Annotated in this window: 24 protein-coding genes and 2 tRNA genes; 7 read left to right on the forward strand and 19 right to left on the reverse strand. The window is 67.9% G+C overall.

What is annotated here, in order from left to right; translation table 11 throughout:
• Positions 1-35: 35 nt before the first annotated feature.
• The gene (locus tag J2Y49_RS23215) at positions 36-302 is read right to left on the reverse strand and encodes a chaperone NapD (RefSeq protein WP_310117361.1); all 267 of its coding nucleotides are present in this window, start codon (positions 300-302) and stop codon (positions 36-38) included.
• 10 nt (positions 303-312) lie between these two features.
• Positions 313-507, reverse strand: coding sequence for a periplasmic nitrate reductase, NapE protein (locus J2Y49_RS23220; RefSeq protein WP_014246631.1), 195 nt, complete (start codon positions 505-507; stop codon positions 313-315).
• Between the two features lie 259 nt (positions 508-766).
• On the opposite strand from J2Y49_RS23220, the gene J2Y49_RS23225 reads away from it, so the two are divergent.
• Together J2Y49_RS23225 and J2Y49_RS23230 are read left to right on the forward strand one after the other, a co-directional pair.
• Entirely contained in the window at positions 767-1,498 is a 732-nt protein-coding gene (locus J2Y49_RS23225; RefSeq protein ID WP_310117362.1) for an MgtC/SapB family protein, read from the forward strand.
• A 239-nt stretch (positions 1,499-1,737) separates the two neighbouring features.
• Entirely contained in the window at positions 1,738-3,729 is a 1,992-nt protein-coding gene (locus J2Y49_RS23230) for a sensor histidine kinase (protein ID WP_310117363.1), read from the forward strand.
• On the opposite strand, the gene J2Y49_RS23235 is transcribed toward J2Y49_RS23230, so the two are convergent.
• The 5 genes from J2Y49_RS23235 to msrA all read right to left on the reverse strand — a co-directional run bounded on the left by J2Y49_RS23235 (position 3,723) and on the right by msrA (position 8,157).
• The gene (locus tag J2Y49_RS23235; protein ID WP_310117364.1) at positions 3,723-4,337 is read right to left on the reverse strand and encodes a pyridoxamine 5'-phosphate oxidase family protein; all 615 of its coding nucleotides are present in this window, start codon (positions 4,335-4,337) and stop codon (positions 3,723-3,725) included. The two genes, J2Y49_RS23230 and J2Y49_RS23235, sit on opposite strands and share 7 nt — an antisense overlap.
• Positions 4,334-4,834, reverse strand: a complete 501-nt coding sequence (locus tag J2Y49_RS23240) for a DinB family protein (RefSeq protein WP_310117365.1) — start codon at positions 4,832-4,834, stop codon at positions 4,334-4,336. The genes J2Y49_RS23235 and J2Y49_RS23240 overlap by 4 nt, the downstream gene beginning before the upstream one ends.
• A 28-nt stretch (positions 4,835-4,862) precedes the next feature.
• On the reverse strand, positions 4,863-6,803 hold the full coding sequence (locus J2Y49_RS23245) for a DNA translocase FtsK (protein ID WP_310117366.1): 1,941 nt from the start codon (positions 6,801-6,803) through the stop codon (positions 4,863-4,865).
• Positions 6,800-7,333, reverse strand: a complete 534-nt coding sequence (locus J2Y49_RS23250; RefSeq protein ID WP_014246639.1) for a hypothetical protein — start codon at positions 7,331-7,333, stop codon at positions 6,800-6,802. Before J2Y49_RS23250 ends, J2Y49_RS23245 begins: the two co-directional genes overlap by 4 nt.
• A 182-nt stretch (positions 7,334-7,515) precedes the next feature.
• Entirely contained in the window at positions 7,516-8,157 is a 642-nt protein-coding gene (msrA, locus tag J2Y49_RS23255; protein WP_310117483.1) for a peptide-methionine (S)-S-oxide reductase MsrA, read from the reverse strand.
• Positions 8,158-8,323: 166 nt separating this feature from the next.
• Between msrA and J2Y49_RS23260 the strand changes: the two genes are divergently transcribed.
• On the forward strand, positions 8,324-8,782 hold the full coding sequence (locus J2Y49_RS23260) for a hypothetical protein (RefSeq protein WP_310117367.1): 459 nt from the start codon (positions 8,324-8,326) through the stop codon (positions 8,780-8,782).
• Positions 8,783-8,795: 13 nt separating this feature from the next.
• Here the strand turns inward: J2Y49_RS23260 and J2Y49_RS23265 are convergent, their stop codons facing one another.
• The 7 genes from J2Y49_RS23265 to J2Y49_RS23295 all read right to left on the reverse strand — a co-directional run bounded on the left by J2Y49_RS23265 (position 8,796) and on the right by J2Y49_RS23295 (position 15,821).
• On the reverse strand, positions 8,796-9,641 hold the full coding sequence (locus J2Y49_RS23265) for an RNA methyltransferase (protein WP_310117368.1): 846 nt from the start codon (positions 9,639-9,641) through the stop codon (positions 8,796-8,798).
• A 33-nt stretch (positions 9,642-9,674) separates the two neighbouring features.
• Positions 9,675-10,253: a YqaA family protein gene (locus tag J2Y49_RS23270; RefSeq protein ID WP_014246643.1), complete on the reverse strand. Its 579-nt coding sequence runs from the start codon at positions 10,251-10,253 to the stop codon at positions 9,675-9,677.
• Between the two features lie 194 nt (positions 10,254-10,447).
• Positions 10,448-11,023: a YgjV family protein gene (locus tag J2Y49_RS23275; RefSeq protein ID WP_310117369.1), complete on the reverse strand. Its 576-nt coding sequence runs from the start codon at positions 11,021-11,023 to the stop codon at positions 10,448-10,450.
• A gap of 302 nt (positions 11,024-11,325) precedes the next feature.
• Positions 11,326-11,718 carry a LysR family transcriptional regulator gene (locus J2Y49_RS23280; protein ID WP_310117370.1) on the reverse strand — a complete coding sequence of 131 codons (393 nt, stop codon included), beginning with the start codon at positions 11,716-11,718 and terminating at the stop codon, positions 11,326-11,328.
• A gap of 170 nt (positions 11,719-11,888) precedes the next feature.
• Complete coding sequence (locus J2Y49_RS23285) at positions 11,889-12,860, reverse strand: glucokinase (protein WP_310117371.1); 972 nt, start codon at positions 12,858-12,860, stop codon at positions 11,889-11,891.
• 38 nt (positions 12,861-12,898) lie between these two features.
• Positions 12,899-14,308 (reverse strand): alpha,alpha-trehalose-phosphate synthase (UDP-forming), encoded by a 1,410-nt coding sequence (gene otsA / locus J2Y49_RS23290; protein ID WP_310117372.1) that lies wholly within the window; start codon positions 14,306-14,308, stop codon positions 12,899-12,901.
• Between the two features lie 577 nt (positions 14,309-14,885).
• On the reverse strand, positions 14,886-15,821 hold the full coding sequence (locus J2Y49_RS23295) for an N-formylglutamate amidohydrolase (RefSeq protein WP_310117373.1): 936 nt from the start codon (positions 15,819-15,821) through the stop codon (positions 14,886-14,888).
• 181 nt (positions 15,822-16,002) lie between these two features.
• On the opposite strand from J2Y49_RS23295, the gene J2Y49_RS23300 reads away from it, so the two are divergent.
• Positions 16,003-16,077 (forward strand) — tRNA-Val (locus tag J2Y49_RS23300).
• Positions 16,078-16,137: 60 nt separating this feature from the next.
• Here J2Y49_RS23300 and J2Y49_RS23305 read toward each other — a convergent pair.
• From J2Y49_RS23305 to J2Y49_RS23320, 4 genes are all read right to left on the reverse strand, one after another.
• A complete protein-coding gene (locus J2Y49_RS23305) occupies positions 16,138-16,776 on the reverse strand; it encodes a hypothetical protein (protein WP_310117374.1) in 639 nt (212 codons plus the stop codon).
• Positions 16,769-17,590, reverse strand: a complete 822-nt coding sequence (locus J2Y49_RS23310; RefSeq protein ID WP_310117375.1) for a hypothetical protein — start codon at positions 17,588-17,590, stop codon at positions 16,769-16,771. Before J2Y49_RS23310 ends, J2Y49_RS23305 begins: the two co-directional genes overlap by 8 nt.
• 182 nt (positions 17,591-17,772) lie before the next feature.
• Positions 17,773-17,848, reverse strand: a tRNA-Ala gene (locus J2Y49_RS23315).
• 160 nt (positions 17,849-18,008) lie between these two features.
• Positions 18,009-18,398, reverse strand: a complete 390-nt coding sequence (locus tag J2Y49_RS23320; protein WP_310117376.1) for a TIGR02300 family protein — start codon at positions 18,396-18,398, stop codon at positions 18,009-18,011.
• 389 nt (positions 18,399-18,787) lie between these two features.
• Between J2Y49_RS23320 and aroA the strand changes: the two genes are divergently transcribed.
• The 3 genes from aroA to rpsA all read left to right on the forward strand — a co-directional run bounded on the left by aroA (position 18,788) and on the right by rpsA (position 22,761).
• Positions 18,788-20,176 (forward strand): 3-phosphoshikimate 1-carboxyvinyltransferase, encoded by a 1,389-nt coding sequence (gene aroA, locus J2Y49_RS23325; RefSeq protein ID WP_310117377.1) that lies wholly within the window; start codon positions 18,788-18,790, stop codon positions 20,174-20,176.
• 4 nt (positions 20,177-20,180) lie between these two features.
• The gene (gene cmk / locus J2Y49_RS23330; protein ID WP_194911391.1) at positions 20,181-20,879 is read left to right on the forward strand and encodes a (d)CMP kinase; all 699 of its coding nucleotides are present in this window, start codon (positions 20,181-20,183) and stop codon (positions 20,877-20,879) included.
• 175 nt (positions 20,880-21,054) lie between these two features.
• Positions 21,055-22,761: a 30S ribosomal protein S1 gene (gene rpsA / locus J2Y49_RS23335; RefSeq protein ID WP_014246655.1), complete on the forward strand. Its 1,707-nt coding sequence runs from the start codon at positions 21,055-21,057 to the stop codon at positions 22,759-22,761.
• 146 nt (positions 22,762-22,907) lie between these two features.
• Here the strand turns inward: rpsA and J2Y49_RS23340 are convergent, their stop codons facing one another.
• A complete protein-coding gene (locus tag J2Y49_RS23340) occupies positions 22,908-23,375 on the reverse strand; it encodes a PRC-barrel domain-containing protein (protein WP_310117378.1) in 468 nt (155 codons plus the stop codon).
• Positions 23,376-24,112: the final 737 nt, after the last annotated feature.

Genomic DNA, 24,112 nt, shown 5'->3' on the forward strand with positions numbered 1-24,112 from the left:
ATGGGCGGATGCGGCGCGCCTGGACGGCTGTGGCGTCAGGCTGCGTCGATCGCGTCCGCGGGTTCGTAGTGGTGGTAGACCATGGTCGTGGTGTGCACGCCGGGCACGGCGTTCAACTGGGCGATGCGGTCCACCACCTCGGCGGCGCTGGAGGTGACCAGCGTCACGACGGCCTTGCCGTTCTCCGATGCGCACCACTCCAGTCCGTCGACGGCGTTCGCCGCCTCGCGCACCGCCTCGGTGCAGTCGGGGCTGTGCTGGATGACGAGGCTGGAGATGTGGACTTCGGGGGCGCGGGGCATGTCGGAAGACTCAGTGGGTGAGGAGCTGGTACATCCAGATCGAGAAGCCGTAGGCCGACACGGAGCCGATGGCGATCAGCGGCCAGACCAGGAAGGCCAGCCACAGGAACATCAGTCCCTCGGCCCGGCGGGTCGGAGCCGGATCGGACTCGGTCGCGATCCGATCGGACGGATGGGACAGGACGGGGGAACTGGTGGGCCTCATGGCTGCACTCTCGGTCGGTGCGGGAACGGATCGACCGATACCAAGGTATGGTCCTTAGGTACCGGTTTTCGGCCCTTAGTATCGATACTTTCGGGCGGTCTGCAATTGACACAGGTCAAGCGGGGCTATTCACGCCTGTGACGGAATGGCGCGGCGGACCCTCCCGTCGCGCCGTGCGGGCGTTCCGGCCCGGACCGCGCTAAACTGGAGCCGGGCCTTGCAGGAAGGGCCCGAGGCTTCGGTTCGAGATGGGATGGCCATGGATTTGCTGCGCTCCTACTGGTCGCCGGCCGAGCTGGTGACCAACGGACTGATTCTTCTGCATCTGTTGGGGGCGTTGGCGGTCGGGCTGCTGCTGGGGTACGAGCGCAGCTATCATGGGCGGGCGGCGGGAATGCGGACCTATGGGCTGGTCTGCCTGGCGTCGGCCGCGCTGACGGTGGTCAACGCCTATCCCGCCATGTGGTACGGCGGCATGGGATCCGAGGGCGCCGCCGGGGCCGGCGACCCGACGCGGGTGATCCAGGGTATCGTGACCGGCATCGGATTCCTCGGCGCAGGCGTGATCATGCGCGAGGGGCTGTCGATCCGCGGCCTGTCCACCGCGGCGTCGATCTGGGCGACCTCGGCCATCGGCATCATCATCGGGCTTGGCTTCTACGCCGTCGCCATCGCCGCCGCGCTGCTGACCATCCTGGTGATGAGCCTGCTGCGGCCGATCGAGCGGCTGCTGCCGCACCGCTCGGTGGTCCATTTGACGCTGGTCTTTCCCCGCGACAAGGCGCCGCCGCCGGACGAGTTGCGGGCACAGGTGGCCCGCCATGGGTTCGAGGTGGTCGACTGGGCCTTCCACCTCGCCAACGGCAGCGGACAGTTCGAATGCCAGCTGGTTCTGCAGGGCAAGGGCGACCTCGACCCGATGATACTCGTCGCGGCGCTCGCCTCGACAGACGCTTTGGTGGAGTTCAAACTGTCGCCCTCGCGCATCTGACAAGGGGCGGGGAAAGGCGGGGCTGGAATGCATATGTGCTTAATCTTTTCCTAAAACTTTAGCTTTATCGAAGCCGTACGATGACCAAGGATGCGATGAACGGCGGCGCGAGCGGCCGGTGGATGGAAAGCCGGCGCGGTAGCCTGCCGGCCATCCGCATTCGCACCTTGGCGGGACGTTGCGCGGAGAATCGGGCGGGGCGTCGGCCCTTTGGCCTTCTGCGCGGTCTTCCGAGTCTCGTGCTTGGCGCGGTCCTGCTTTTGGTCTGCGCCGTTGGCATTGCATCGGCGGCGTCGCCGGTGGAGCCGCTGCGGCTTGAGGCGTCCACCACCGGCGCCACGCTGGCCGGGCATTTCGCCCGGCTTGTCGATCCCGAGCGCAAGCTGGACTTCGCCGACCTCCTGAAGGCCGATGCCGCAGGGGCCATGGAGCCTCGCAGCGATTTCCGCGGCGCCGGCCAGACCCGCGACATCCATTGGTACCGGTTCGACCTGCTGCGCGCCCCCGGTGCGCCTGCGGACTGGATCCTTGAGATGGGCGAGGCCTACATCGACCGTCTCGACCTGTTCGTACCGAAGGCGATGGGGCCGATTTCAACGGCGGCGGACGGCCGGCCGCAGAGTCCGGATGCCTACCGGCTGGTCCGTCTGGGGGATTTCGTGCCCTTCAGCCAGCGGCCGATGAAGACGCGGCTGCACGCCCTGCCACTGACCCTGCCGGAAGGGCGGCCGGTCTCGCTCTATCTGCGCGTCGATTCGATCAGCGCCATCCGCCTGTCCGCCCGGATGTGGACGCCGGCGGCCTATGTCGGCCACCAGACGCCCGACCTGCTGTTCCAGGGCCTGTTCCTCGGCGTGCTGGGTATCCTGACGCTGGGATACGTCGCGCTGGGGCTGCTTCTGCGCGACGGGGCGCTGCTGGCCTACACCGGCTATGTCGCCACCGTCTTCTGCTATTACCTGTTCGCCAACGGCATCGCCGCCGCCCTGCTGCCGGACATGCCGGGCTGGGCCATCAACATGATGGTGGGCAGCAGCGGCTTCCTGGGCTTCGCCGCGGCGCTGATCATGTGGGTCTATATCCTCGACCTGCGGAGCGGGGCGCCGTGGCTGCGCCGCTGTTACCAGGGGCTGGCGCTGCTGTCCCTGCTGATGCTGCCGACGACGGTGTCGCCGCTCTATGCCTTGACCAACCCGGTGGTGACGCTGTCGGCGCTGGTCGTGGTGGTGATCGCGCTGGTGCTGACCGCGCGCATGGCCTGGCTGAATCCCGGCGATCTCAGCCCGCGCTTCTATCTGGCCAGCACGATGGTCTCGCTCGCCGGCCTGTTGCTGACGCAGATGTCGCTGCGTGGCGTGCTGCCGGCCGATTTCGCCGTCGCCGATCCCTATCAGATCTCGTCCATGCTGGCGGTTCTGGTGCTGGGCGTCGGTCTGGCCCTGCGCATCGGCCGCCTGCAGTCCGAACGGCTGCGTGCCCGCGAGGAGTCGGCCTTCGCCACCAAGCGGGCGGAGGAGCAGCGCACCTTCGTTGCCATGCTGTCGCACGAGTTCCGCACCCCGCTCGCCTCCATCGACAGCGCGGCGCAGATGATCGAGCTGTCCGGGGCGGTCACGGTGCCGGCGGCGCTGACCCGGCTGGAGCGCATCCGCAACACCACCCGCAAGATGGTCGAACTGGTGGAGCTGTTCCTGTCCTCCGACGCGCTGGACCAGGGAGCGCTGGCGCTGAAGCCGGAACCGGTGGCGCTGGGCCAGTTGATGGAGGAGGCGCTGGGCGGCCTGACGGGGACGGAGGCGGAGGACCGGCTGGAGGTGGCGGTGGAGACGCCGGACCACCCGCTGCTGGTCGACGCGCCCTTCCTGGGGGTGGCGATCGGCAACCTCGTGCAGAACGCGCTGCGCTACTCCCCCCCGGAGGCGCCGGTGCGGGTGACGGCCGGTTATGAGGCGGCCGGGGATGGAGGTGAAATCGTCATTCGCGTCGCCGACCGCGGGCTCGGCATGGCGCCCGAGGAGGTGGAGCGGATCGGCTCGATCTATTTCCGCGCCTCCTCCTCGCGCGGGACGAAGGGCACCGGGCTGGGGCTCTATATGGCGAAGAAGATCGTTGCCGCCCATGGCGGCACCCTGACGGTGGAGAGCGCGCGCGAGGAAGGCTCTGTCTTCACCATCCGCTTGCCGGATGACGGCGGGCAGGCGTCCGCCGCCGGCCGTCTCGCGGCTCAGTAGAGCGTCTTGGGGATCCGCTCCGCCAGAGAACGGTCGTAGGCGTCGCCGCCCTCGCGCCCGGCGCTGGCCTCCGCCAGCAGCGACCCCACCGACGGCAGGCTGGCCCGCGGCACCTGCGCCGCCGGGTCCCACAGGCGGGAACGCAGCAGGGCGCGGGAGCACTGGAAGAACACCGTCTCGATGGTCACCACCAGCACCGATTTCGGCGCCTTGCCGTCGACGGCGAAGCTCTCGCACAGCGCAGGGTCGGTGTCGATCACCGCGCGGCCGTTGACGCGCAGGGTCTCGTTCAGCCCAGGCACCAGGAACAGCAGCCCGACGCGAGGATCGGCCAGGATGTTGCGCAGGCTGTCGATGCGGTTGTTGCCGCGGCGGTCGGGGATCAGCAGGGTGCGGTCGTCCGCCACCCGGACGAAGCCCGGTTCGTCGCCGCGCGGCGAGGCGTCCAGCCCGCCCGGCCCGCTGGTGGCGAGTACGAAGAAGGGCGACGACTCGATCAGCGCGCGGTAGCCGGGGGTCAGCGCCGGCACCTCCTTGGCGATGGAGGCGGCGACCGGTTCGCCATAGAGGGCTTCCAGCGCGGCGAGGTCGGTGATGGGGCGGCTCATTTCGACTCCAGCAGGAAATAGACGAAGTCGATGGACGGGGCTTCCAGCGCGAACTGGCTCAACAGGCCGTGGGCCTGCCCGCGATGGTGGGTCTGGTGGTTGAAGACGTGGGTCAGCACCTGGGCGAAGGGAAGCTCATGGGCCGTGCCCGCCATGCTGCGGTAGGAGAGGACCGACTCGAACCGCTCCGCTCGCGTGGAGCCCAGCACGCGCAGGATGCGCTCGTCCTCCGCCTCGCGGGCGGCGCGGAGGCCGGCGAAGCCGTCGAACAGGATCTCGTCCAGCGCCGAGGGCTTCGGCCCGGCGCCTTCGATCCGCTCCAGCCACACCCGGTCGGCGACCAAGATGTGGTTCAGCGTACCGCGCATCGAGCGGAAGAAGGCGCCGCGATCCTCGCGGAACTGCGTGTCGGACAACTGCGCCGCGGCGTCGTACAGGCGGCTGTTGGCCCAGCGGTTGTAGCGGGCGAGGGTCTCGAAATGCGGCTTGGGGTCCATGGGGAGTCTCACTGCGGGAGAGAGGGGATCACACCCCCGCGCGCTTGGCCGACAGGCCGGCGTGGGACAGCAGGACCTCGCGCTTGCCCTGGTGGTTGGCCGGGCCGACGACGCGCTCGGTCTCCATCCGCTCCACCAGGCGGGCGGCGCGGTTGTAGCCGATCTGCAGCTGGCGCTGGATGAAGCTGACCGACACCTTGCCTTCGCGCACCACAAGGTTGACGGCCTGCATGTACAGGTCGTCGCCGGTCGCAGCCGAACCGCCGTCCTCGTCCTCCACCGCGGCGGCTTCCTCCTCCTCCTCGGTGATGGCGGTGACGTAGTTGGGGGCGCCCTGCGCCTTGACGTACTGGACGATCTCCTCGACCTCCGAATCGGAGACGAAGGGGCCGTGGACGCGGGTGATGCGGCCGCCGCCCTGCATGTAGAGCATGTCGCCCTGGCCCAGCAGCTGTTCCGCCCCGGCTTCGCCCAGGATGGTGCGGCTGTCGATCTTGCTGGTGACCTGGAAGCTGATGCGGGTCGGGAAGTTGGCCTTGATGGTGCCGGTGATGACGTCGACCGAGGGGCGCTGCGTCGCCATGATCAGGTGGATGCCGGCGGCGCGGGCCATCTGGGCAAGACGCTGGATCGCCGCCTCGATCTCCTTGCCGGCGACCAGCATCAGGTCGGCCATCTCGTCGACGATCACGACGATGTAGGGCAGCGGCGTCGGCTCCGACGGTGTCAGGTCGAAGACGTTCTCCGGCTCGCCCGGCGCCGGGGCGCGGCGCGGCATCTTCTCGCCGGCGGCGATCATCTCCGCCATGCGGGCGTTGTAGCCCTCGATGTTGCGGACGCCGAGCTTGGACATCGCCTCGTAGCGGCTTTCCATCTCGCGCACGGCCCAGCGCAATGCCACCACCGCCTTCTTGGGGTCGGTGACGACGGGAGTCAGCAGATGCGGGATGCCGTCATAGACCGACAGCTCCAGCATCTTGGGATCGACCATGATGAAGCGGCAGCGCTCCGGCGGCAGCCGGTAGAGCAGCGACAGGATCATGGTGTTGATCGCCACCGACTTGCCCGAGCCGGTGGTGCCGGCGACCAGCAGGTGCGGCATGCGGGCGAGGTCGGCCACCACCGGCTCGCCGCTGATGTCCTTGCCGAGCGCGATGGCGAGCTGGGCCGTGGTGTTGCGGAACGCGTCGTGGTCGAAGCTCTCGCGCAGGTAGACCATCTCGCGCACCGGGTTCGGCAGCTCGACGCCGATGACGCTGCGGCCGGGGACGATGGCGATGCGGGCGGTCACCACGCTCATGGAGCGGGCGATGTCGTCGGTCAAGTTGATGACGGTGGCCGACTTGGTGCCGGGGGCCGGCTCGAACTCGTAAAGCGTCACCACCGGGCCGGGGCGCACGTCCATGATCTCGCCGCGGACGCGGAAGTTCTTCAGGACGGTTTCCAGCATCCGCGCATTGCGGGCCAGCACAGATTCGTCATGCTGCTGGACCGGGCGCGGCGGCGGGTTCTGCAGCAGCGTGACGGCGGGGAGCGAATAGACGGTGGGATAGTCCACCGGCTCCGCCGGAGCGGCGGGTGCGGCAGCGGGGGCGGCCTGCGGTGCGGCCGGTGCGGGCGCGCAGGGGCTTGCCGCTTCCGGCGCCGGCGCAGCCTCGCACGGGGGCGCGGCGGGAGCCTCGGCTTCGGCCGGGTCGCGCGCCTCATAGGCCCATTCGACGCCCGACAGGAAGGCGAAGCCGGCGACCACCGCCAGCGCCTCGTCAGACAGGTTGGTGGAATAGACGGTGCCGGCGCGCGGGGTGCCGGGCAGAACCTCCACATCCCACATCACGCGGCCGTCGGGGCGCGGGTTGGGGACGAGGTTGAAGGGGCGGCCGTTCAGCGCGCACCATAGATTGAACTCGTCGGCGGTCACCACGCCCGCCTGGGTGGGCGGGGCGGCGAGATGCGGCATACGCGGGGTCATGCCGAGGCTCCCGGCTTCTGAACGGTGAGGGGGACTGGACCGGAGGAGGAGCCGCCCGGCAGAGGCGGGCGCGCCGCCAGCTCGCGCGGCGTCATCTCGTAGGCGGCGACCAGCAGCTTGTCGATGCCGACCCCGTCGCTGGACATCGGCAGGACCAGCCGTTCGAAGCTGCGGCTGCGGCCGCCGAAGACGGCGGTGTGGACACGGGCGACAGGCAGCCGTTCGCGGCGCACCGTCTCGTATTCCGGTTGCAGCACGGCGCGCTGTTCCGGCGGCAGATCGTCCAGCGTGGCGCCCAGGCGCGACTGGCCGAAGGCCGCGACCAGCGCCTTGCCGTAATAGGAATAGACGAAGGTGCCGGATTCCTCCCCGATCACCTCGAACACGACGATGTTGTCCTTCCACGGCCGCAAATCGGCCGGGGAGATGCTGCTGGGGACCGGCGGCCGGCCGGCGACGGATTTGGTGAGCCAGAATTCGAGCAGGCCGCTGAGGGACGGCGTCGCCAGCTCGGTTCTTTCCTTGGTCATGACAATCGCAGCTGGACGGGCGGCGCTCCCGCGGGGGTAACGCCGCCGGAGCTTTCAAGAGCCGCCGGAACCATACCCGCAAGGGCCGGTTCGGCGCAACCGCGAGGGCCAAGCCCGGCGGGCGCGCCGTAACCCGGCATTTACTGGCCGATTTTTACTGGCCGGCTTTTACCCGCGCTTCATCACGCGGCGCAGGTGACGCCGGTGCCGCCAAGCCCGCAATAGCCGTTGGGATTCTTGGCGAGATACTGCTGGTGGTAGCCTTCCGCGAAGTAGAAGGGCGGCGCCTCGCGGATCTCCGTGGTGATCGGGCCGTAACCCGCTTGCGCCAGCCGGTCCTGGTAGGCGGCCAGCGTCGCCTCCGCCGCCGCCTTCTGGGCGGGGGTGTGGGTGTAGACGGCGGAGCGGTACTGGGTGCCGACGTCGTTGCCCTGGCGCATGCCCTGGGTCGGGTCGTGCGATTCCCAGAAGACGCGCAGCAGATCCTCGGCCGTCACCATCGCCGGATCGTAGACCACGCGCACCGCCTCGGTGTGGCCGGTGCGGCCGGAGCAGACCTCTTCATAGGTCGGATTCGGGGTGTGGCCGCCCTGATAGCCGACGGCGGTCACCCAGACGCCGGGAACCTGCCAGAACTTGCGCTCCGCCCCCCAGAAACAGCCGAGCCCGAGGTCGATGACCTCCAGTCCGGGCGGGTAGGGCGGGGCGAGGCGGTGGCCGTTGACGTGATGCTGGTCGGGCACCGGAACGGGTTGGCTGCGGCCGGGCAGCGCCTCCTCCGGCGTCGGCAGCGTCGGCGGCTTGCGCATGAAATGCCCCAGCATGGTCGGGTCTCCCATCAGTAGCGATCCGTTGGAGGGACCCCTTATGTCGGGTCGCGGCCCGGCCGCGGCAAGATGGCGCAGGGCTCGCCGTGCATGTCGGGACCTTCGGGCGTTTCCCCGTGTTTGACCCTGTGAGCCAGGAGGAACTTGAGAAAGGAGAGTCACCATGGCGAGCACCACCGACGATCGCCTCGTCGAATCGCTGATCGAGCATGGCCGCCGCAACGGCAACCGCCTGAGCGCCGAGGCGCTGGGCGGCATCCTGCCCGTGGACACCATGACGCCGGAGGAAACCGCCGCGGTGATCGAGCGGGTCGAAGCGGCCGGTGTCGAGGTCGAACTGGACGATTCGCGCCTGATGCAGGGCCGTCCCAACCCGGCGCTGGCCCGGCAGACCGGCGATTACCGCCGCGGCGACGGCGTGGTCGACATGGCGAGCCCGGCAGCACCGGCGGTCTCGGCCCCTGGTGCCGTGCCGTCGCGCCATGGCTGGGCCGACGACATCGGGACCGGCCATGCGGGCCATCACCACGCCGCGCCGACCTGGACGCGTAACGGGGTGGAACTGCTGCCGCTGGCGTCGGTCGCCGTGGTCGCGCTGGTGCTGATCCTGATGCTCGGGTAGCGCTGGAGCGCGTTCAGCCCGTCGCCAGGGCGTGGATGAGGATGGCGGCGGTGGCGGCGACGTTCAGCGACTGGATGCGCCCGCTGCCGGGGATGGTCAGCACCGCCTCGCAGGCCGCGAGCGTGGCCGGCGGGATGCCATCCTCCTCGTTTCCCAGGATGACGGCGGGCGGTTTTGTGTTCTGCTTGCCGCGCCAGCCGGTCAGCGCGCCGGCATCCACCGTCGGGCGGCTCTGGTCCAGTGCCGTGCCGAAGACCCGGTGGCTGGTGCGCAGCCGCTTCAGCAGGGCGGGCAATGCTGGGGCGCGTTCCAGCGTCACCCACTCGAACCCGCCCTCCGCCACGCGATAAGCGGCCTCCGACGGCAGGGCTTGGCCGGGATGGTCGGAGACCAGCACGCGCGGCAGTCCGAAGAAGGCGGCGGTGCGCAGGATGGCGCCCAGATTGTGCGGGTTGCCGACGCCGTCCAGGATCAGCAGCGGCTCGCCCGCGCGGCGCGCGACCTCCGGATCGAACAGCGGCACGCTGCGCGGCGCCATCAGCGCCACCACCCCGCCATGCAGGACGGTGCCGGCGACCTTCGCCAGCTCCTCTCCCTCCACCATGCGGTAGGGCCTGCGGGCGGCCGCCATCGTCTTGCAGAAGGCCCCGACCGCCGGTTTCAGCCGCTCGTCGAAGAACAGGCGCTCCACCCGCTCCGGTTCATGGGCGAACAGGGCGGAGACGGCAGCCAGCCCGGCGACGCGGAACAGCTTGCGCGATTCCGTGAGCTCCGGGGTGGACGGAGCTGTCGGGGCGGCGGGCCTGGGGTGGTGGGGGCGGGAGCGGCTGGGATGGGGCGGGCGCCCGCGCGGAGGCATGGAGGTCCTGTCTGTCTGAAATAGGGTGGCGGGTTACAGCAGCTTCACCACCAGGAAGCCGCCGATCAGCGCCACCGCGAACACGCTGGTGACGAGCGTCAGCCGCTTCTCGATGAAGGCGCGGATCGGCGGGCCGAAGAAGTACAGCAGGGCCGCGACCAGATAGAAGCGCATCGACCGCGAGATGATCGAGGCGCCGATGAACACCCACAGCGGCAGATGGGCCACGCCGGCGGTGATGGTCAGCAGCTTGTAGGGGATCGGCGTCATGCCCTTGATGATCAGGATCTCCGCCCCGTAATCGACGAAGGTCTGGCGCAACTGCTCGAACTTGTCGGTCAGGTGGTAGAAATCGATGACCCAGCGGCCGATGGTCTCGTAAAGGAAATAGCCGATCATGTAGCCGGCGATGCCGCCGACCACCGAGGCCAGCGTGCAGATCGTCGCCAGCTTCCAGGCCGCCTTGCGGTTGGCGATGACCATCGGCACCAGCAGCAGGTCCGGCGGCAGCGGGAAGAAGGAGCTTTCGGCGAAGGACACCCCGGCCAGCCACTTGGTCGAATCCTTCGACGCGGCCTTGGCCATGGTCCAGTCGTAAAGACGCTTCAGCATGAATGGGCCGTCCTTCGTCGCTGCCGTTGCGGTGCGCCGTAAGGCGCCTGTTGCACTGCGCCGTAAAGCGCGTCTGGCTCCTTTTAGGCGGGAGCGTGCCGGTGCGCCAGTGCCCAATTCGATCGCCTCCGGACAGGCAGGACCCATCCGGAGGCGTTAGCCCGGTCATGCGAGGCGGCTTTGAGCCGGTGTCGTCAGGCGGCGGCAAGACCCTTCGGCGTCGCATTGGCGTTCGCCGTGCCGGCATCTGCCGGAGCGGCCTTGCGGCGCTCGCCGCGCAGGCGCAGCAGGTTGGCGGCGGCGCTGAAGAGGTCCGAGGCCATGGCGAAGGGCGACATCACCAGCGCGTTGTGGCTGATCCAGAAGGCGCCGGCCACCAGCAGCAACAGGCGCATGCGCACCGCATCCGACTGCCAGCGCGCCAGCGTGGAGAAGGTGATGCCCAGGCTGGACAGCGCCGAGGGCAGGCCCGACCAGGTGAAGACGGCGATTGTCGCGATGGCCGGGACCGTGGCGGCGAAGGCCGCGGTCTGCCAGCGGTTGCGCCCCTCCGGCATCGCCACCAGGGCCTGCGTCACCACCAGCAGGCACAGCGCCGCCGCGGTGTGGGCGCCCAACAGCACATAGTGGATGATGAACATCAGGTTGGTCGCCGCCTGCCCGGCCAGCAGGGCGCGGCGCTTTTTCATCAGCGGCCACAGGCATGAACCGGCGAAGGCCGCCGCGCCGAAGGCATCGGCGGCGGTGATGGGCAGGGGGAGGGACAGCATGGCGGCGGTGGCTCGGGAGGGGGCTGAAGGGCGCAAGGGTCCCTTGCGGTGCCGCGCAAGCGGCCCGTTCGGGTGGTGTGGCGGATGGGATGCCGGGAAAACGTCTGTTGCCGATCGGTCACGCTGACGCCAAGCTGCAACGGAGCCATATGTACGGCGCGGCGCCCCGCCGCACCACCGGGCTTCCCGGTGCCCAGGGCTGCACCGCGCGCATGGAAGAAAAAGCGGACATCAGCACTTGGCGGAGTTTCGACGATAACTTGAAGCGGCCAAGCCGATGACTTGGCTGGCAAATCAAGCGGTCAGCCGGCCGGCGGCGTCCCGCCCCCGTCTTCGGACTTTCCGTCCTCGGGCTGCTCCTCCTTCAGCATCTCGTCCAGCCAGCGCAGGTGCGGTTCGGCGGCCTTGCGGGCCTCCTCCTGCATGCGGCGGTAGCGGGCGACCACCTCCTGCCCCAGCGGAGTCAGGCCGGCGCCGCCGCCCTCTCGGCCGCCGACGCTGGTGCGGATCACCGGCTCGCGAAAGACGGTGTTCATCGTTTCCACCAGGAACCAGGCCCGGCGGAAGGTCATGTCCAGCGACCGCGCCGCGGCGGAGATGGAGCCGGTGCGGTCGATGGCCTCCAGCAACGCGATCTTGCCGGGGCCGATGGCGCCCGACGGGTGCAGGAAGCGGACGCGAAGGTCGGTGGACATGGCGTTTGTCGGGGGCTTTCCGGTGGGATGGCGTTCCGATGGGATCCGAAAGGGATCGGAACAACCATGTGGGGACGATCCCACCGGTTCAAGCGACAAGTGGCGCAATAGGGGCAACCGCCGATGGGCGCGCGATTGGTCGCACCCTCCGGCGTGTCCTTGTCCGGTGCCTATTCCGCCCCGGCGGCCTCGGCGAGGCCCAGGAAGGCGGGCAGTTCGTGGGTGACGACATAGGTGGGGATCGGGGCCAGGAAGTCGCGCATGCGGCCCTTCTCGGCGAAGCGCTTGCGGAAGCGGGAATGGGCGAACAGCGTCCCCAGCCTGGGCACGATGCCGCCGGCGATGTAGACGCCGCCCCGCGCGCCCAGCGTCAAGGCGAGGTTGCCGGCGACGGTGCCCAGCATCGCGCAGAACATCTCCACCGCCTCCACGCAGTGGGGCTCGGTCCCGGCCAGGGCGTTGTCGGTGATCTGGGCGGGGGTAAGGGCGGCCGGTTCGCGCCCGTCCAGGATCGACAGGGCGTTGTAGAGGTTGACGAGGCCCGGACCCGACAGCACCCGCTCGGCCGAGACATGGTCGAAGCCCTTGCGCAGCTGGGCCAGCACGGCGCTCTCGCGGTCGCTGATCGGCGCCATGGTGACATGACCGCCCTCGCCCGACAGCGCGGTCCAGCGGCCGTTCGCCCCCGGCACCAGCCCCGACACGCCCAGCCCGCTGCCCGGCCCCAGCACGGCGACGACGGCACCCGGCTGCGGCGTCCCCTCGCCGACCTGCCGGCGGTCCTCCTCGGCCAGACGCTGCACCGACAGGGCGACGGCGGTGAAGTCGTTGATGACGACCAGCCCCTCCAGACCCAGGGCGTCGCGCACGCGGCCGACGGAGAACTGCCAGACCAGATTGGTCATGGCGATGTGGTCGCCGGTGACCGGCCCGGCCACCGCGAAGGCGCCGCGCCGCGGCCGGCCCGGCGTGCCCGGCGCCGCCAGCCCGACCGCCGACAGGTAGGCGGTGGCCGCATCCTCGATCGAGACATAATCGGCACAGCGCAGCACCCGCGCTTCGCGCACCATCCGGCCGTCGATCAGGCCGAAGCGCGCGTTGGTGGCACCGATGTCTGCGACGAGGATGGGAGAGGCGGCCATGGGTCCGGACCTGCGCTGCTGGTGGGCCGAGCGGATGCTCAGGTGACCGGAAAGTCATACGGTGCGCGGGTCAGCGCGTCCACATAGCTTTCACGCCACCAACTGATGTCGTGGCGTCGCAGCGTCCGCATCAGGGCGGCGTGGCGCTCCTTGCGCTCGCCCAGCGGCATGGTCAGCGCCCGCTGCAGCGCGTCGCCGACGCCCTCGATGTCGAAAGGGTTGACGATCAGCGCCTCGCCCATCTCATGCGCGGCGCCGGCGAACTGGGACAGCACCAGGACGCCCGGATTGTCGCCGTCCTGGCAGGCGACATACTCCTTGGCGACCAGATTCATGCCGTCGCGCAGCGGCGTCACCAGCCCCACATTCGCCAGCCGGTAGAAACCCGCCAGCACGCGCTGGCCGAAGCTGCGGTTCAGGTAGCGGATCGGCTGCCAGTCGAACTCGGCGAAGCGGCCGTTGATGCGGCCGGCCATCTCCGACAGTTCGCGGCGGATGGCGATGTATTCCGGCACGTCCTCGCGGCTCGGCGGGGCGACCTGCAGGAAGGAGACGCGGTTGCAATGCTCCGGATAGCTTTCCAGAAGTTGTTCGAAGGCGGCGAAGCGCTGCGGCAGGCCCTTGGAGTAGTCGAGCCGGTCGACGCCGATGATCAGCCGGCGGCCGACCAGGCTTTCGCGCAGCCGTTCGGCCTGGCGCGAACGGCCGGCGGTGCGGGCGAGGCTTTCCAGCGCCGGGGTGTCGATGCTGATGGGGAAGACCTTCGCCATCAGGGTGCGGCCGAAGGCCCGGATCATGGCGCTGCCATAGGCGCCGCGCTGCTCCACCGTGCCGTCGGTTTCGGTGCGGATGTAGTCGCAGAAGCCGCGCAGGTCGGAGGCGGTGTGGAAGCCGACAAGATCGTAGGCGCACAGTTCGCGGATCAGGTCGCGATGGTTGGGCAGGGCGGTCAGCAGTTCCGGCGGCGGGAAGGGCGTGTGCAGGAAGAAGCCCATGCGCTGCGAACAGCCGCGGCGGCGCAGTTCGTCACCGAAGGGGATCAGGTGATAGTCGTGGACCCAGATCATGTCGTCGGCGCGAAGCAGCGGCTCCAGCTTGTCGGCGAAATAGGCGTTGACCCGCTCATACCCCTCGCGCGTCCGCCGGTTCACCGAGATCAGGCCCAGCCGGTAATGGAACAGCGGCCATAAGGTCTGGTTGGCGAAGCCGTTGTAATATTCCTCATGGTCGCGGCGGCCGAGATCGAGCGTGGCGTAGGTCAGCTTCCCGGCATCGGTCCGGGTCGGTTCGGCCTGGGACTCGCCGTCGACGACATTTCCGCTCCAGCCGAACCAGATGCCTCCGGTCTTCTTCAGGGCTGCCAGGATGGCGACGGCGAGACCGCCGGCCGCCTGTTTGCCCTCTTCCATCAGGGCCACCCGGTTGGATACGACGACGAGCCTGCTCACGATCTTCTTCTCCTTATTGGCCGCCGGCAGGGCGTTCCGCAGCCCGCAAACCGGACCGCCTTTGGCGGATACCCGGCATTGGACCACTCTGAAACGAACATCGGCGGTCTTGGTTCCGGGCGCCGGCCGTCAAGCTCAAGACAGGGGTCCCAAGGTCCCGCTGCCTCCCGTCCCTTCGGTCATGCCCTTGCACGAAGGGTCATGCTGCAATGCAGCGAAAGGTCCTGTGCGCTATCCGCTTCGCGATACCTCTCTCGCAGGTTAACATGATGTAATGCATGAGAAATTCTTTTTGCTCTTGAAGCCGGCCGGGGGCGCGTTCATATTGTGCAGTGCGGCAACGGTCGTGCCTCGGCGTGGACGTTGGCGTAACGCACTTCTTGGGCGTTTCCTCCCTAGACTGAAGGCCGCGGGTTCGCCCGCGGCCCTTTTTTTGCGCGAAGGCCGGGCTGCGGACCGGCGCCAAGCGGAAGCTTGGCCCTTGAGGTGATAGCGGGAAACTGTGGCAGGGGCGGGGCAATGGCCCTAAAGCGGCCCCTAAAACCGCCCCCCAAACCGTGGAGCGGGACCCGCGGTGTCAGCGCGGTCCCAGGCCGTGGGGCGGCAGCAGGCCCAGCGTGTCGGCCAGTTCGGTCATGTGGCGGGCCAGCACGTCCAGATAGGGCAGGCGGCTCAGGGCCGCCTCGTCCATGTAGAGGTCGCGGGCGATCTCGATCTGCAGGGCGTGGATGCCCTGGCGCGGCCGGCCGTAATGGCGGGTGGTGTAGCCGCCGGCATAGGGATTGTTGCGGCTGACGGCATAGCCGAGCCCGCGCAGGAACTCCTCCGCCGCGTCGATCACCGCAGGCGCGCAGGCGTTGCCGTAACAGTCGCCCAGCACGATCTCGGGATGGTTGCCGCCCCGCCCGCCACCTTTCCCGGTGGTGGCGGTGCTGGCCGACGGCATCGAATGGCAATCGATCAGCAGGGCGTGGCCGAAGGCGTCGCGGGTGTCGTCCACCAGCCGGCGCAGGGCATTGTGGTAGGGAGTGTAGCAGCGGCTGACGCGGTCCAGCGCCTCGGCGAAGCGCAGCTTGCCGCGGTAGATGTCCTCGCCGTTGGCGACCACGCGGGCGATGGTGCCCAGCCCCGCCGCGACACGGGGCGAGCGGGTGTTGACGTAGGCCGGCAGCGGATCGGCGAACATCTCCGGATCCAGTTCGTAGGCTTCGCGGTTGACGTCCAGATAGGCGCGCGGAAACAAGGCGCGGATCAGCGGCACGCCGAAGCCGGGAGCGAAGGCGAAGATCTCGTCGACGAAACAATCCTCGGACTTGCGCAGCGCCCGGGCATCCAGCCGGGACGAGGCGAGGAAGGCGGCGGAATAGGCGTTCCCGCTGTGCGGCGACGCCAGGACGAGCGGCAGCCTCTGGCTCTGCGGGGCCAGAATCTCGAATGCCGGGGCGTCCGCCGCCGGAATGGCCGGACCGGCGCCGGCACCGGCGTCGCGTTGCGCGTCGAAGGAGGCGTCCATGGTTCAATGATGTAATGGACAGGGGGGCCTTTTGTCACGGGAACGCCCACCGCCCTGCCGCCGTCCGGCAAAAAAAGCGCAAGGGCTCATGAAAGGGCTTGCGCGTCCGCGCCGAGGTGGGTATACACCCGCCCACGCCGGACGGAACGACGCCACGCGCTCCTCCGCCGGTCGATACAGTGGGCGGTTAGCTCAGCGGGAGAGCACTACGTTGACATCGTAGGGGTCACTGGTTCAATCCCAGTACCGCCCACCATTCTGAAGGCCGCGAACCGGAACGGGTTCGCGGCCTTCGCCGTTTTGGGCTTCAAACCCCTTAGCGTCGGGAAAGAGCGTTCAATTGGGTTTGCGCGCTGACGTGGAAACGGTCGATGCGAGCGGCGAGTGCCGCCCGGTTGCCCAACTCAATCAGATCGATCGTTTCCCCATAGATCAGGACGCCGGTGCTCGCGTCCCTGTATGCGGCGCCCTCCGCCTTCCAATGCCCAACCTCGACGACCACGTCCCGGTGCCAGGCGAAATTCTCATCCCGTTCCCTGCTGTTTTGCAGGATGTACAGGCGTAATTCACTGCGGCAGTCCTCCGGCGGCTGGAAGCGGTCTGGTTTGGGCTCCCACTTGTTGCCGCTCCGGTTCTTTTCCTGCGCGAGGCCGGTGTCCGACACCACATCGATGTAGAGCATGCGGCTGCCGCACTGTGCGCGACCCTCTCCCTGCTCTGCCTCGAAGCCGATCATGCTGAATGGCAGAGCATCCCACATCCACCGACTCGGATCCTCAATCTTCTGGTCCGGTGGATCGAACTGATACTCGATCGAGCTTGGTATGAAGCCGAGCTGTTCGCGGATTTCCGCTACGATGTGCAGGATCCGCTTTTGGTATCCCCAGAGCAGCCGGTATGCCCGGCGGACGTCTGCAAGCGCCGCCGTCAGGTCGTTGCGGTCAGAATCAGTCATGAAATATTCCCTCTCGAAAGAAATTGGGGCAGGTGCGCATTCCGCCTTGGAGGCCGAGAAAAGGAAGGTCCGACCGGCGGAAATGGTCGGTGGCAAACGGGCTCTTCAAAGTCGACCAATCCATTTTCTGCATTCCGTCGAGCCAGCAGGGCTCCGTCAGCCTTACGCCGTGTCTGATAAGCCCGCTGCCAATGTCCTCCAGCAGCCGGTTCTGTTCTGGCCGGTCATGTGACAGCGCCTTCCGGGTCAGGAGATACAGGTCCCGCCATGACACGTATCCAAGATCAAAAGTCTCCGGCCGGTCGTCGAACTCACCGCGGGAAAGAGCGGCCAGCCGGTTCAGCGCGTCACGCTTCAATATTTCCAACTCACGCTTCGGATCGCGCAGTCCCGACACGGCCAGGACGGATACGGGCCGTCCATCGGCGAACTTGTGGCGGGCCGTCCACCATTCATCGGCAAGTTGGTTGCCGAACTGGGTCGGCGTCTCGTCGTGCCGCTTGGCTTCGACAATCAGGATCCGATCGTCGAACTCGATGACGAGGTCGGGTTCGGTCGATCTGCGGGTGACGGTGGGAGTAGTGGTCTTGGGCCACGCCCAGAGCGGCCAGAAGGTGACGGACTCGACCGACACCGGGAGTATGAGCGGAGGGTGCAGGGGCCAGAGCGAAGGATCGAAGAGGATCGCGATGAGTCGATCGTCCGGAAGATAGGCGAGCCGTTCGAAGACCGTCGACGTTAGACTGTCTTCCAGAAGCTTTGCGTTTCCTTCCGCATCGTAGCGGAGCTTTCCATGTAGTTTTGCGTGCAGCATGCGAATGCCTGCATTCCAAAATTCAACTCATCCCATGGTGGAGTTAATTTCGATAAAAATCTATTTATTTGGTGTGGCGTCCATTCCGCTGCCTATCATGCGGGAACAAAGACCTGTTCCGACATCAAGCCGCGCGGGAAAGACAAAAGGCCCGGCAGTCGCCTGCCGAGCCTTCAGTGTGTTGGTGGAGCCAAGGAGGATCGAACTCCTGACCTCTACAATGCCATTGTAGCGCTCTCCCAGCTGAGCTATGGCCCCTTAACTCTGGGGGCCGGTCGTTTCCGTCCGGCCTTGGTGGAGCGGGATAATAGTCAGGCGGCGGAGTGATGCAAGCGGAAAATCGACCGTTTCGCGCTTTTTTTCACCGGCATCCCCGCCTCTTCCAACGACGCTCCCATCCCACCGGGAAGGGCGCCGGTCAGCGCTCCTCCTCGTCCTCGCCCTCGACGTCGACGACTTCGTCCATGTCGTCCTCGCCCAGCTCCGACGTGTCCTCGATCAGGACATCGTCCTCATCGTCGGCAGTTTCATCGGTCTCCTCGATGTCCTCGACGGACATGTCGTCCTCGACATCCTCGAGTTCCGGAGTCTCGGCCTCGGTCTCGGCCTCCTCCTCGTCCTCGGCCACCACCGCCACCTTCTTGGTGTCGTCGGCCGGGGCCGGGCGGGCCTTGCGGGACTTCAGCAGGGCTTCGGGATCAAATTGCGCACCGCAGCTCGGGCAGACCGGCGGGTCCTTGCGCATGTCGTAATAGCGAGCGCCACAGCTCGGGCAGATGCGCTTGACGCCCCATTCGGGTTTGGCCACGCCAGTGTCCTCCGTCACAAAAATCAGGGGGGTTCTCAAGAGGCGCCCTTTGCCACGGCCAGAGGCGCTTGTCAAAAAAAAGATGCCGGAAGGGCGGCGCAGCCGGATGCCGCCGGTGCGCAGGCGTCGCGGGAAAGAGGTATCCCGGCCGGACAGGGGTTGCCTTTACAGGACGTTAACCATAACTGGCTAGAACGGACCTGCACACCGTGCAACTCCTCCATTTGGTTTCCTCCTTGAACTCGCGGCCGCCTTCGGGCGGCCTCTTTTCGTTTCTGCCCGGCCGGCATCTGGAGGGGAGGCGGATGGAGTCCGGCCCTCTCGCATCACGACGGGGGCTGTGATAGGAACGCGGCCACAACCGCTTTCCGATCCGAAGGACCCGTCCCATGACGCAGGCCCCCGTCACGCAGACCCCCGTCACGCAGGCGAAGCCGCTGCGCTCCGCCGCCACCGGCGCGATCCAGGGCAGCATCCGCGTGCCCGGCGACAAGTCGATCTCGCACCGGTCGCTGATGCTGGGCGCCATCGCCGTGGGCGAGACGGTGATCCACGGCCTGCTGGAAGGGGAGGACGTCCTGCACACCGCCGCCGCCATGCGCCTGCTGGGCGCCCAGGCGGAGCGGGAAGACAACGGCCAGGGGGCCGGCGTCTGGCGCGTGCGCGGCGTCGGGCTGGGCGCGCTGCAGGAGCCGGCCCAGGTGCTGGACATGGGCAACAGCGGCACCGCCGCCCGCCTGCTGATGGGGCTGGTTGCCGGCCATCCGATCACCTGCGTCTTCACCGGCGACGCCTCGCTGAACAAGCGGCCGATGGCCCGCGTCACCAAGCCGCTGGAGGAGATGGGCGCCCGCTTCGTCGGGCGGTCCGGCGGCCGGCTGCCGCTGACCGTGATCGGCAGCGGCGATCTGGTTCCGATCACCTACCGCCTGCCTGTGGCGTCGGCCCAGGTGAAGTCGGCGATCCTGCTGGCCGGGCTCAACACCGCCGGCGCCACTACGGTGATCGAGGCGGAGCCGACGCGTGACCACACCGAACTGATGCTGCGCCATTTCGGCGCCACCGTGACGACCGAGCGGCTGGAGGACGGTTCCCTCGCCGTCACCGTCATCGGTCAGCCGGAACTGAGCGGCCGGACCATCCATGTGCCGGCCGATCCCAGCAGCGCCGCCTTCCCGGCGGTCGCCGCCCTGCTGCGGCCGGGCTCGGAGCTGCTGCTGAACGACGTCGGCATGAACCCGCGCCGCACCGGCCTCTATGACACGCTGGTGGAGATGGGCGCCGATATCGCCTTCGAGAACCGCCGCGACCAGGCGGGCGAGCCGGTGGCCGACCTGCGGGTGAAGCACAGCGCCCTGAAGGGCGTGGTGGTGCCGGCCGACCGCGCGCCGAGCATGATCGACGAATATCCGATCCTGGCCGCCGCCGCCGCCTGTGCCGAGGGCACCACGGTGATGCTGGGCCTGAAGGAGCTGCGGGTGAAGGAGAGCGACCGCCTCGCCATGGTGGCGGAAGGCCTGACCCGCTGCGGCGTGTCGGTGCAGGTCGGCGCCGACGACAGCCTGACCGTTCATGGCACCGGTGGAACGGGCAAGGGGCCGAAGGGCGGCGCCACCGTCGCCACCGCCATGGACCACCGCATCGCCATGAGCTTCCTGGTGCTGGGCATGGCGTCGGAACAGCCGATTTCGGTCGACGACGGCGCCTTCATCGACACCAGCTTCCCCGGCTTCGTCGGTCTGATGAACGGGCTCGGCGCGAAGATCGGCGAGGCGTGAGGCGATGACGCAGCCGCTATCCAACCAGGAGACCCCGGCCAAGGCGGTCGTCGTCGCCATCGACGGTCCGGCCGCCAGCGGCAAGGGCACCCTGTCGCAGCGCATCGCCGACGCCTTCGGCTTCGCCCATCTCGACACCGGCGTGCTGTACCGCGCGGTCGGCGTGTCGGTCCTCAGGGCCGGCGGCGATCCGGCCGACAATGCCGCGGCGGCGCGGGCGGCCTATGAACTGCACCCGGAGCACCCCATCCTGCAGGAGGTGGCGCTGCGCACCGACGAGGCGGCGCAGGCGGCCAGCAAGGTGGCGGCGGTGCCGGAGGTGCGGGCGGCGCTTCTCGACTTCCAGCGGCGCTTCGCGGCCCATCCGCCGGGCGGCGCGCCGGGAGCGGTCCTGGACGGGCGCGACATCGGAACGGTGGTCTGCCCCGATGCCCAGGCCAAACTGTTCGTTACCGCTTCGGTGGAGGTCCGGGCCGAACGGCGACTCAAGGAGTTGCAGAGACGGGGGATTCCGGCTATATCCTCCGATGTCCTGGAGGACATGAAGGCTCGTGATGCGCGTGACAGCCAGAGAGCGGTAGCCCCGCTCCGTCCGGCTGTCGACGCTTTTGTGCTTGATACCTCCGCTCTCGATGCCGATCAGGTGTTCTCGATGGCGGTCGCTCACATCGGCTCGAAGACCGGTCTGAAGCCAGCGGCGTGACGCCGCGGTTCCGGCGGTCGGAAGCGGCGCGGGCGGGTCGGACGCCCTCCACGGAAAACCATCAACCAAGTCGCCGGGCGTGGTGCCCGGCGCGGCGGTTCGGTCGAGGTCCCACCCGTTTTGCCGCGGGAGGGACCGGAACGGGGCTGCTTTCGCGCCACCTTTAGGAGTTTCAATGGCACAGTCACTGGCCCGCACGGTCGAAAAGGAAAGCTTCGCGTCTCTGTTGGAAGAGTCGCTGGGCGCGGCCGAGTCGCTCGAAGGTACGGTCGTCAAGGGACGCGTCGTCGCCGTCGAGAACGACATGGTCACCATCGACGTCGGTCTGAAGTCGGAAGGCCGCGTCGCGCTGAAGGAATTCGCCGTTGCCGGCCAGCCGCCCGAGCTGAAGGCGGGCGACACCGTCGAGGTCTACCTCGAGCGGATGGAAGACAAGAACGGCGAAGCGATGCTGAGCCGTGAGAAGGCGAAGCGCGAAGAGGCCTGGGCCCTGCTGGAGAAGTCGTTCAACGACCAGACCCGCGTCACCGGCGTCATCTTCGGCCGCGTCAAGGGCGGCTTCACGGTCGACCTGTCGGGCGCCGTGGCCTTCCTGCCGGGCAGCCAGGTCGACATCCGTCCGGTCCGCGACATCTCCCCGCTGCTGGGCACCCCGCAGCCGTTCCAGATCCTGAAGATGGACCGCTCGCGCGGCAACATCGTCGTGTCGCGTCGCGCCGTGCTCGAAGAGAGCCGCGCCGAGGCCCGTTCGGAGCTGGTGGCCAACCTCAAGGAAGGCCAGATCCTCCAGGGCGTCGTCAAGAACATCACCGACTACGGTGCGTTCGTTGACCTGGGCGGCGTCGATGGCCTGCTGCACGTCACCGACATCGCGTGGCGCCGCATCAACCATCCGTCGGAAGCCCTGCAGATCGGCCAGACCGTCACGGTCCAGGTCATCCGCTTCAACCCGGAGACCCAGCGCATCAGCCTCGGCATGAAGCAGCTGGAAGCCGATCCGTGGGAAGGCGTCGAAGCCAAGTACCCGGTCAGCGCCAAGTTCAAGGGCCGCGTCACCAACATCACCGACTACGGCGCCTTCGTGGAGCTGGAGCCGGGGATCGAGGGCCTGGTCCACGTCTCGGAAATGTCCTGGACCAAGAAGAACGTCCATCCGGGCAAGATCGTGTCGACTTCGCAGGAAGTCGAGGTCATGGTCCTGGACGTCGATCCGCAGAAGCGCCGCATCAGCCTCGGCCTGAAGCAGTGCCTGGACAACCCGTGGGAGACCTTCACCGACAAGTTCGGTCCGGGCACCGAGCTGGAAGGCGAAGTCAAGAACATCACCGAGTTCGGTCTGTTCGTCGGCCTGCCGGGCGACATCGACGGCATGGTCCACATGTCCGATCTCGACTGGAACAAGTCGGGTGAAGAGGCGATCGCCGAGTACAAGAAGGGCGACCGCGTCAAGGTCAAGGTTCTCGACGTCGACGTCGAGAAGGAGCGCATCAGCCTGGGCATCAAGCAGCTGGCGAACGACCCGTTCGAAGCCGCCACTGCCGGTCTGAAGAAGAACGAGGTCGTGACCTGCACCGTGACGCAGGTGACGGACGGCGGCATCGAAGTGGCCGTCGGCGAGGGCTACACCGGCTTCATCCGCAAGTCGGACCTGTCCCGCGAGCGTTCCGAACAGCGCCCGGACCGTTTCGCCGTCGGCGAGAAGGTCGACGCCAAGGTCACCCAGATCGACCGCGCTTCCCGCCGCATCTCGCTGTCCATCAAGGCCCGCGAGATGGAGGAAGAGAAGCAGGCGATGGCCGAGTTCGGTTCGTCCGACTCGGGCGCCTCGCTGGGCGACATCCTGGGCGCCGCTCTGAAGCGCAAGCAGCAGAACGACGAGTGATCGCCTGACGCCGTTCTCCCCTTCGGCATCGGACGGACCTTCGGTCCGCCGAGAGGAGGGGAGGGGGCTTAGCGATCTCCCGGAAGGGTAAGAGAAAGGCCGCGTCCCGCTTGGGGCGCGGCCTTTTTCGTTGGTCGGTCCGGTTGCTACCGCCGCGGTTCCGGGCTGCGGGTCAGGGACGTGATGCTGTCGTCGTAGCGGAATTCGGGCATGTCGCGGACGCTGGCGGCGGTCACGTCGCGCAGTTGGATCGCCTCGGTCCCGGTACGGATGTCGGCCAGGGTCAGGTCGGCCGCGATGTCCTTGCCGCCGAAGCCCAGGATGCCGCCGGAATGGATGACGATGTATTGGGCCTCGCCCTTGTCGTCGAGGATCACGTCGGTGACGGTGCCGATCTTCGACCCGTCCGCGCCGACGACGTTGCGGTTCATCAACTGGTCGACGCTGGGACCGGTCTTGCGCTCCACCGCGGCGCCGACGACCGGAGTCGAGCCGTTGATGATCATGGTCTGTGCGGCGGCCTGCGGCGGAGCCGCCATCCCGGCCAGCAGTGTCAGCGCAGATAGCGTCAGCGTGGTCCGCCCCAACCACATCTTGTGCGTGATCTTCCGCATGGGTGCCTCTCCTCCCCCAACCCACGATGGAGTCACCTTGGCTCCACGGCCTTCAACCGGGCGTGCAGGAAATAGTTGCGGGGTGGCTGCCTCTGCCCCTCTTCCGTGTCTTGGTTCCGGACCGATAGCGGCGACTCGGCGTCGGGAATGGCCGGCTTTTCGAGTCGCCCCAGGGATTCCGCCGGTTTGCCTCGAGTCGCGACACAGCGAATCGGTGGTGGGTGCAATGGGCCACAGGCAACAATATGTTGATTTCCGCAGCAACGAAGCACTGGCGAACGGCTGTGTTTTGCGCTCTAATCAGGGGGTGGCGCCGTTCGGTCCAGCATGGACGGTGATTCGAGTGCCTACAGTTTGTGCCTCGCGGTCGCGATGCGGCCCACCACCACCGCCTTAAAAAATTTCTTGGCAGGCGGGAACAGGATCCCCGGTCACGGGTTGAACACCACGAGATCAAGGTTTTGAGGGGTTCGGTGATGTCAACCACAATATCTAGCAGAGTGGGGCTTGCTTGCCCCGGTCGCGCTGGATAGGATGCCGCCCACGTGACCCGGCCGGCCCCGAGCGGCGGCCCCGGTCCCGGCAACACAGCGGCGACGGCGGACAGTCGGGCATCGGCCCCCTGTTTGTACGGCGCCATCTGCATTGCCGGGCCGGACGGCGGACAGGACCGCCGGCCGCTCCGATCAGGACGGGTCGCACCACATTTCCATTCGAGTCCGCCGCGGCGGGCTCCA

The organism is Azospirillum sp. BE72, from assembly GCF_031455875.1.
Taxonomy (GTDB): Bacteria; Pseudomonadota; Alphaproteobacteria; order Azospirillales; family Azospirillaceae; genus Azospirillum.

Coding starts and splice junctions, on each gene's coding strand:
- cmk (WP_194911391.1), top strand. CDS start 20,181: ATGACGCAGCCGCTATCCAACCAGGAGACCCCGGCCAAGGCGGTCGTC.
- J2Y49_RS23305 (WP_310117374.1), bottom strand. CDS start 16,776: ATGACTGATTCTGACCGCAACGACCTGACGGCGGCGCTTGCAGACGTC.
- J2Y49_RS23245 (WP_310117366.1), bottom strand. CDS start 6,803: ATGACCCCGCGTATGCCGCATCTCGCCGCCCCGCCCACCCAGGCGGGC.
- J2Y49_RS23265 (WP_310117368.1), bottom strand. CDS start 9,641: ATGCCTCCGCGCGGGCGCCCGCCCCATCCCAGCCGCTCCCGCCCCCAC.
- J2Y49_RS23295 (WP_310117373.1), bottom strand. CDS start 15,821: ATGGACGCCTCCTTCGACGCGCAACGCGACGCCGGTGCCGGCGCCGGT.
- J2Y49_RS23240 (WP_310117365.1), bottom strand. CDS start 4,834: ATGGACCCCAAGCCGCATTTCGAGACCCTCGCCCGCTACAACCGCTGG.
- J2Y49_RS23275 (WP_310117369.1), bottom strand. CDS start 11,023: ATGCTGTCCCTCCCCCTGCCCATCACCGCCGCCGATGCCTTCGGCGCG.
- J2Y49_RS23235 (WP_310117364.1), bottom strand. CDS start 4,337: ATGAGCCGCCCCATCACCGACCTCGCCGCGCTGGAAGCCCTCTATGGC.
- J2Y49_RS23310 (WP_310117375.1), bottom strand. CDS start 17,590: ATGCTGCACGCAAAACTACATGGAAAGCTCCGCTACGATGCGGAAGGA.
- J2Y49_RS23260 (WP_310117367.1), top strand. CDS start 8,324: ATGGCGAGCACCACCGACGATCGCCTCGTCGAATCGCTGATCGAGCAT.
- J2Y49_RS23285 (WP_310117371.1), bottom strand. CDS start 12,860: ATGGCCGCCTCTCCCATCCTCGTCGCAGACATCGGTGCCACCAACGCG.
- J2Y49_RS23270 (WP_014246643.1), bottom strand. CDS start 10,253: ATGCTGAAGCGTCTTTACGACTGGACCATGGCCAAGGCCGCGTCGAAG.
- J2Y49_RS23250 (WP_014246639.1), bottom strand. CDS start 7,333: ATGACCAAGGAAAGAACCGAGCTGGCGACGCCGTCCCTCAGCGGCCTG.
- rpsA (WP_014246655.1), top strand. CDS start 21,055: ATGGCACAGTCACTGGCCCGCACGGTCGAAAAGGAAAGCTTCGCGTCT.
- J2Y49_RS23280 (WP_310117370.1), bottom strand. CDS start 11,718: ATGTCCACCGACCTTCGCGTCCGCTTCCTGCACCCGTCGGGCGCCATC.
- J2Y49_RS23220 (WP_014246631.1), bottom strand. CDS start 507: ATGAGGCCCACCAGTTCCCCCGTCCTGTCCCATCCGTCCGATCGGATC.
- J2Y49_RS23340 (WP_310117378.1), bottom strand. CDS start 23,375: ATGCGGAAGATCACGCACAAGATGTGGTTGGGGCGGACCACGCTGACG.
- msrA (WP_310117483.1), bottom strand. CDS start 8,157: ATGCTGGGGCATTTCATGCGCAAGCCGCCGACGCTGCCGACGCCGGAG.
- J2Y49_RS23215 (WP_310117361.1), bottom strand. CDS start 302: ATGCCCCGCGCCCCCGAAGTCCACATCTCCAGCCTCGTCATCCAGCAC.
- J2Y49_RS23225 (WP_310117362.1), top strand. CDS start 767: ATGGATTTGCTGCGCTCCTACTGGTCGCCGGCCGAGCTGGTGACCAAC.
- aroA (WP_310117377.1), top strand. CDS start 18,788: ATGACGCAGGCCCCCGTCACGCAGACCCCCGTCACGCAGGCGAAGCCG.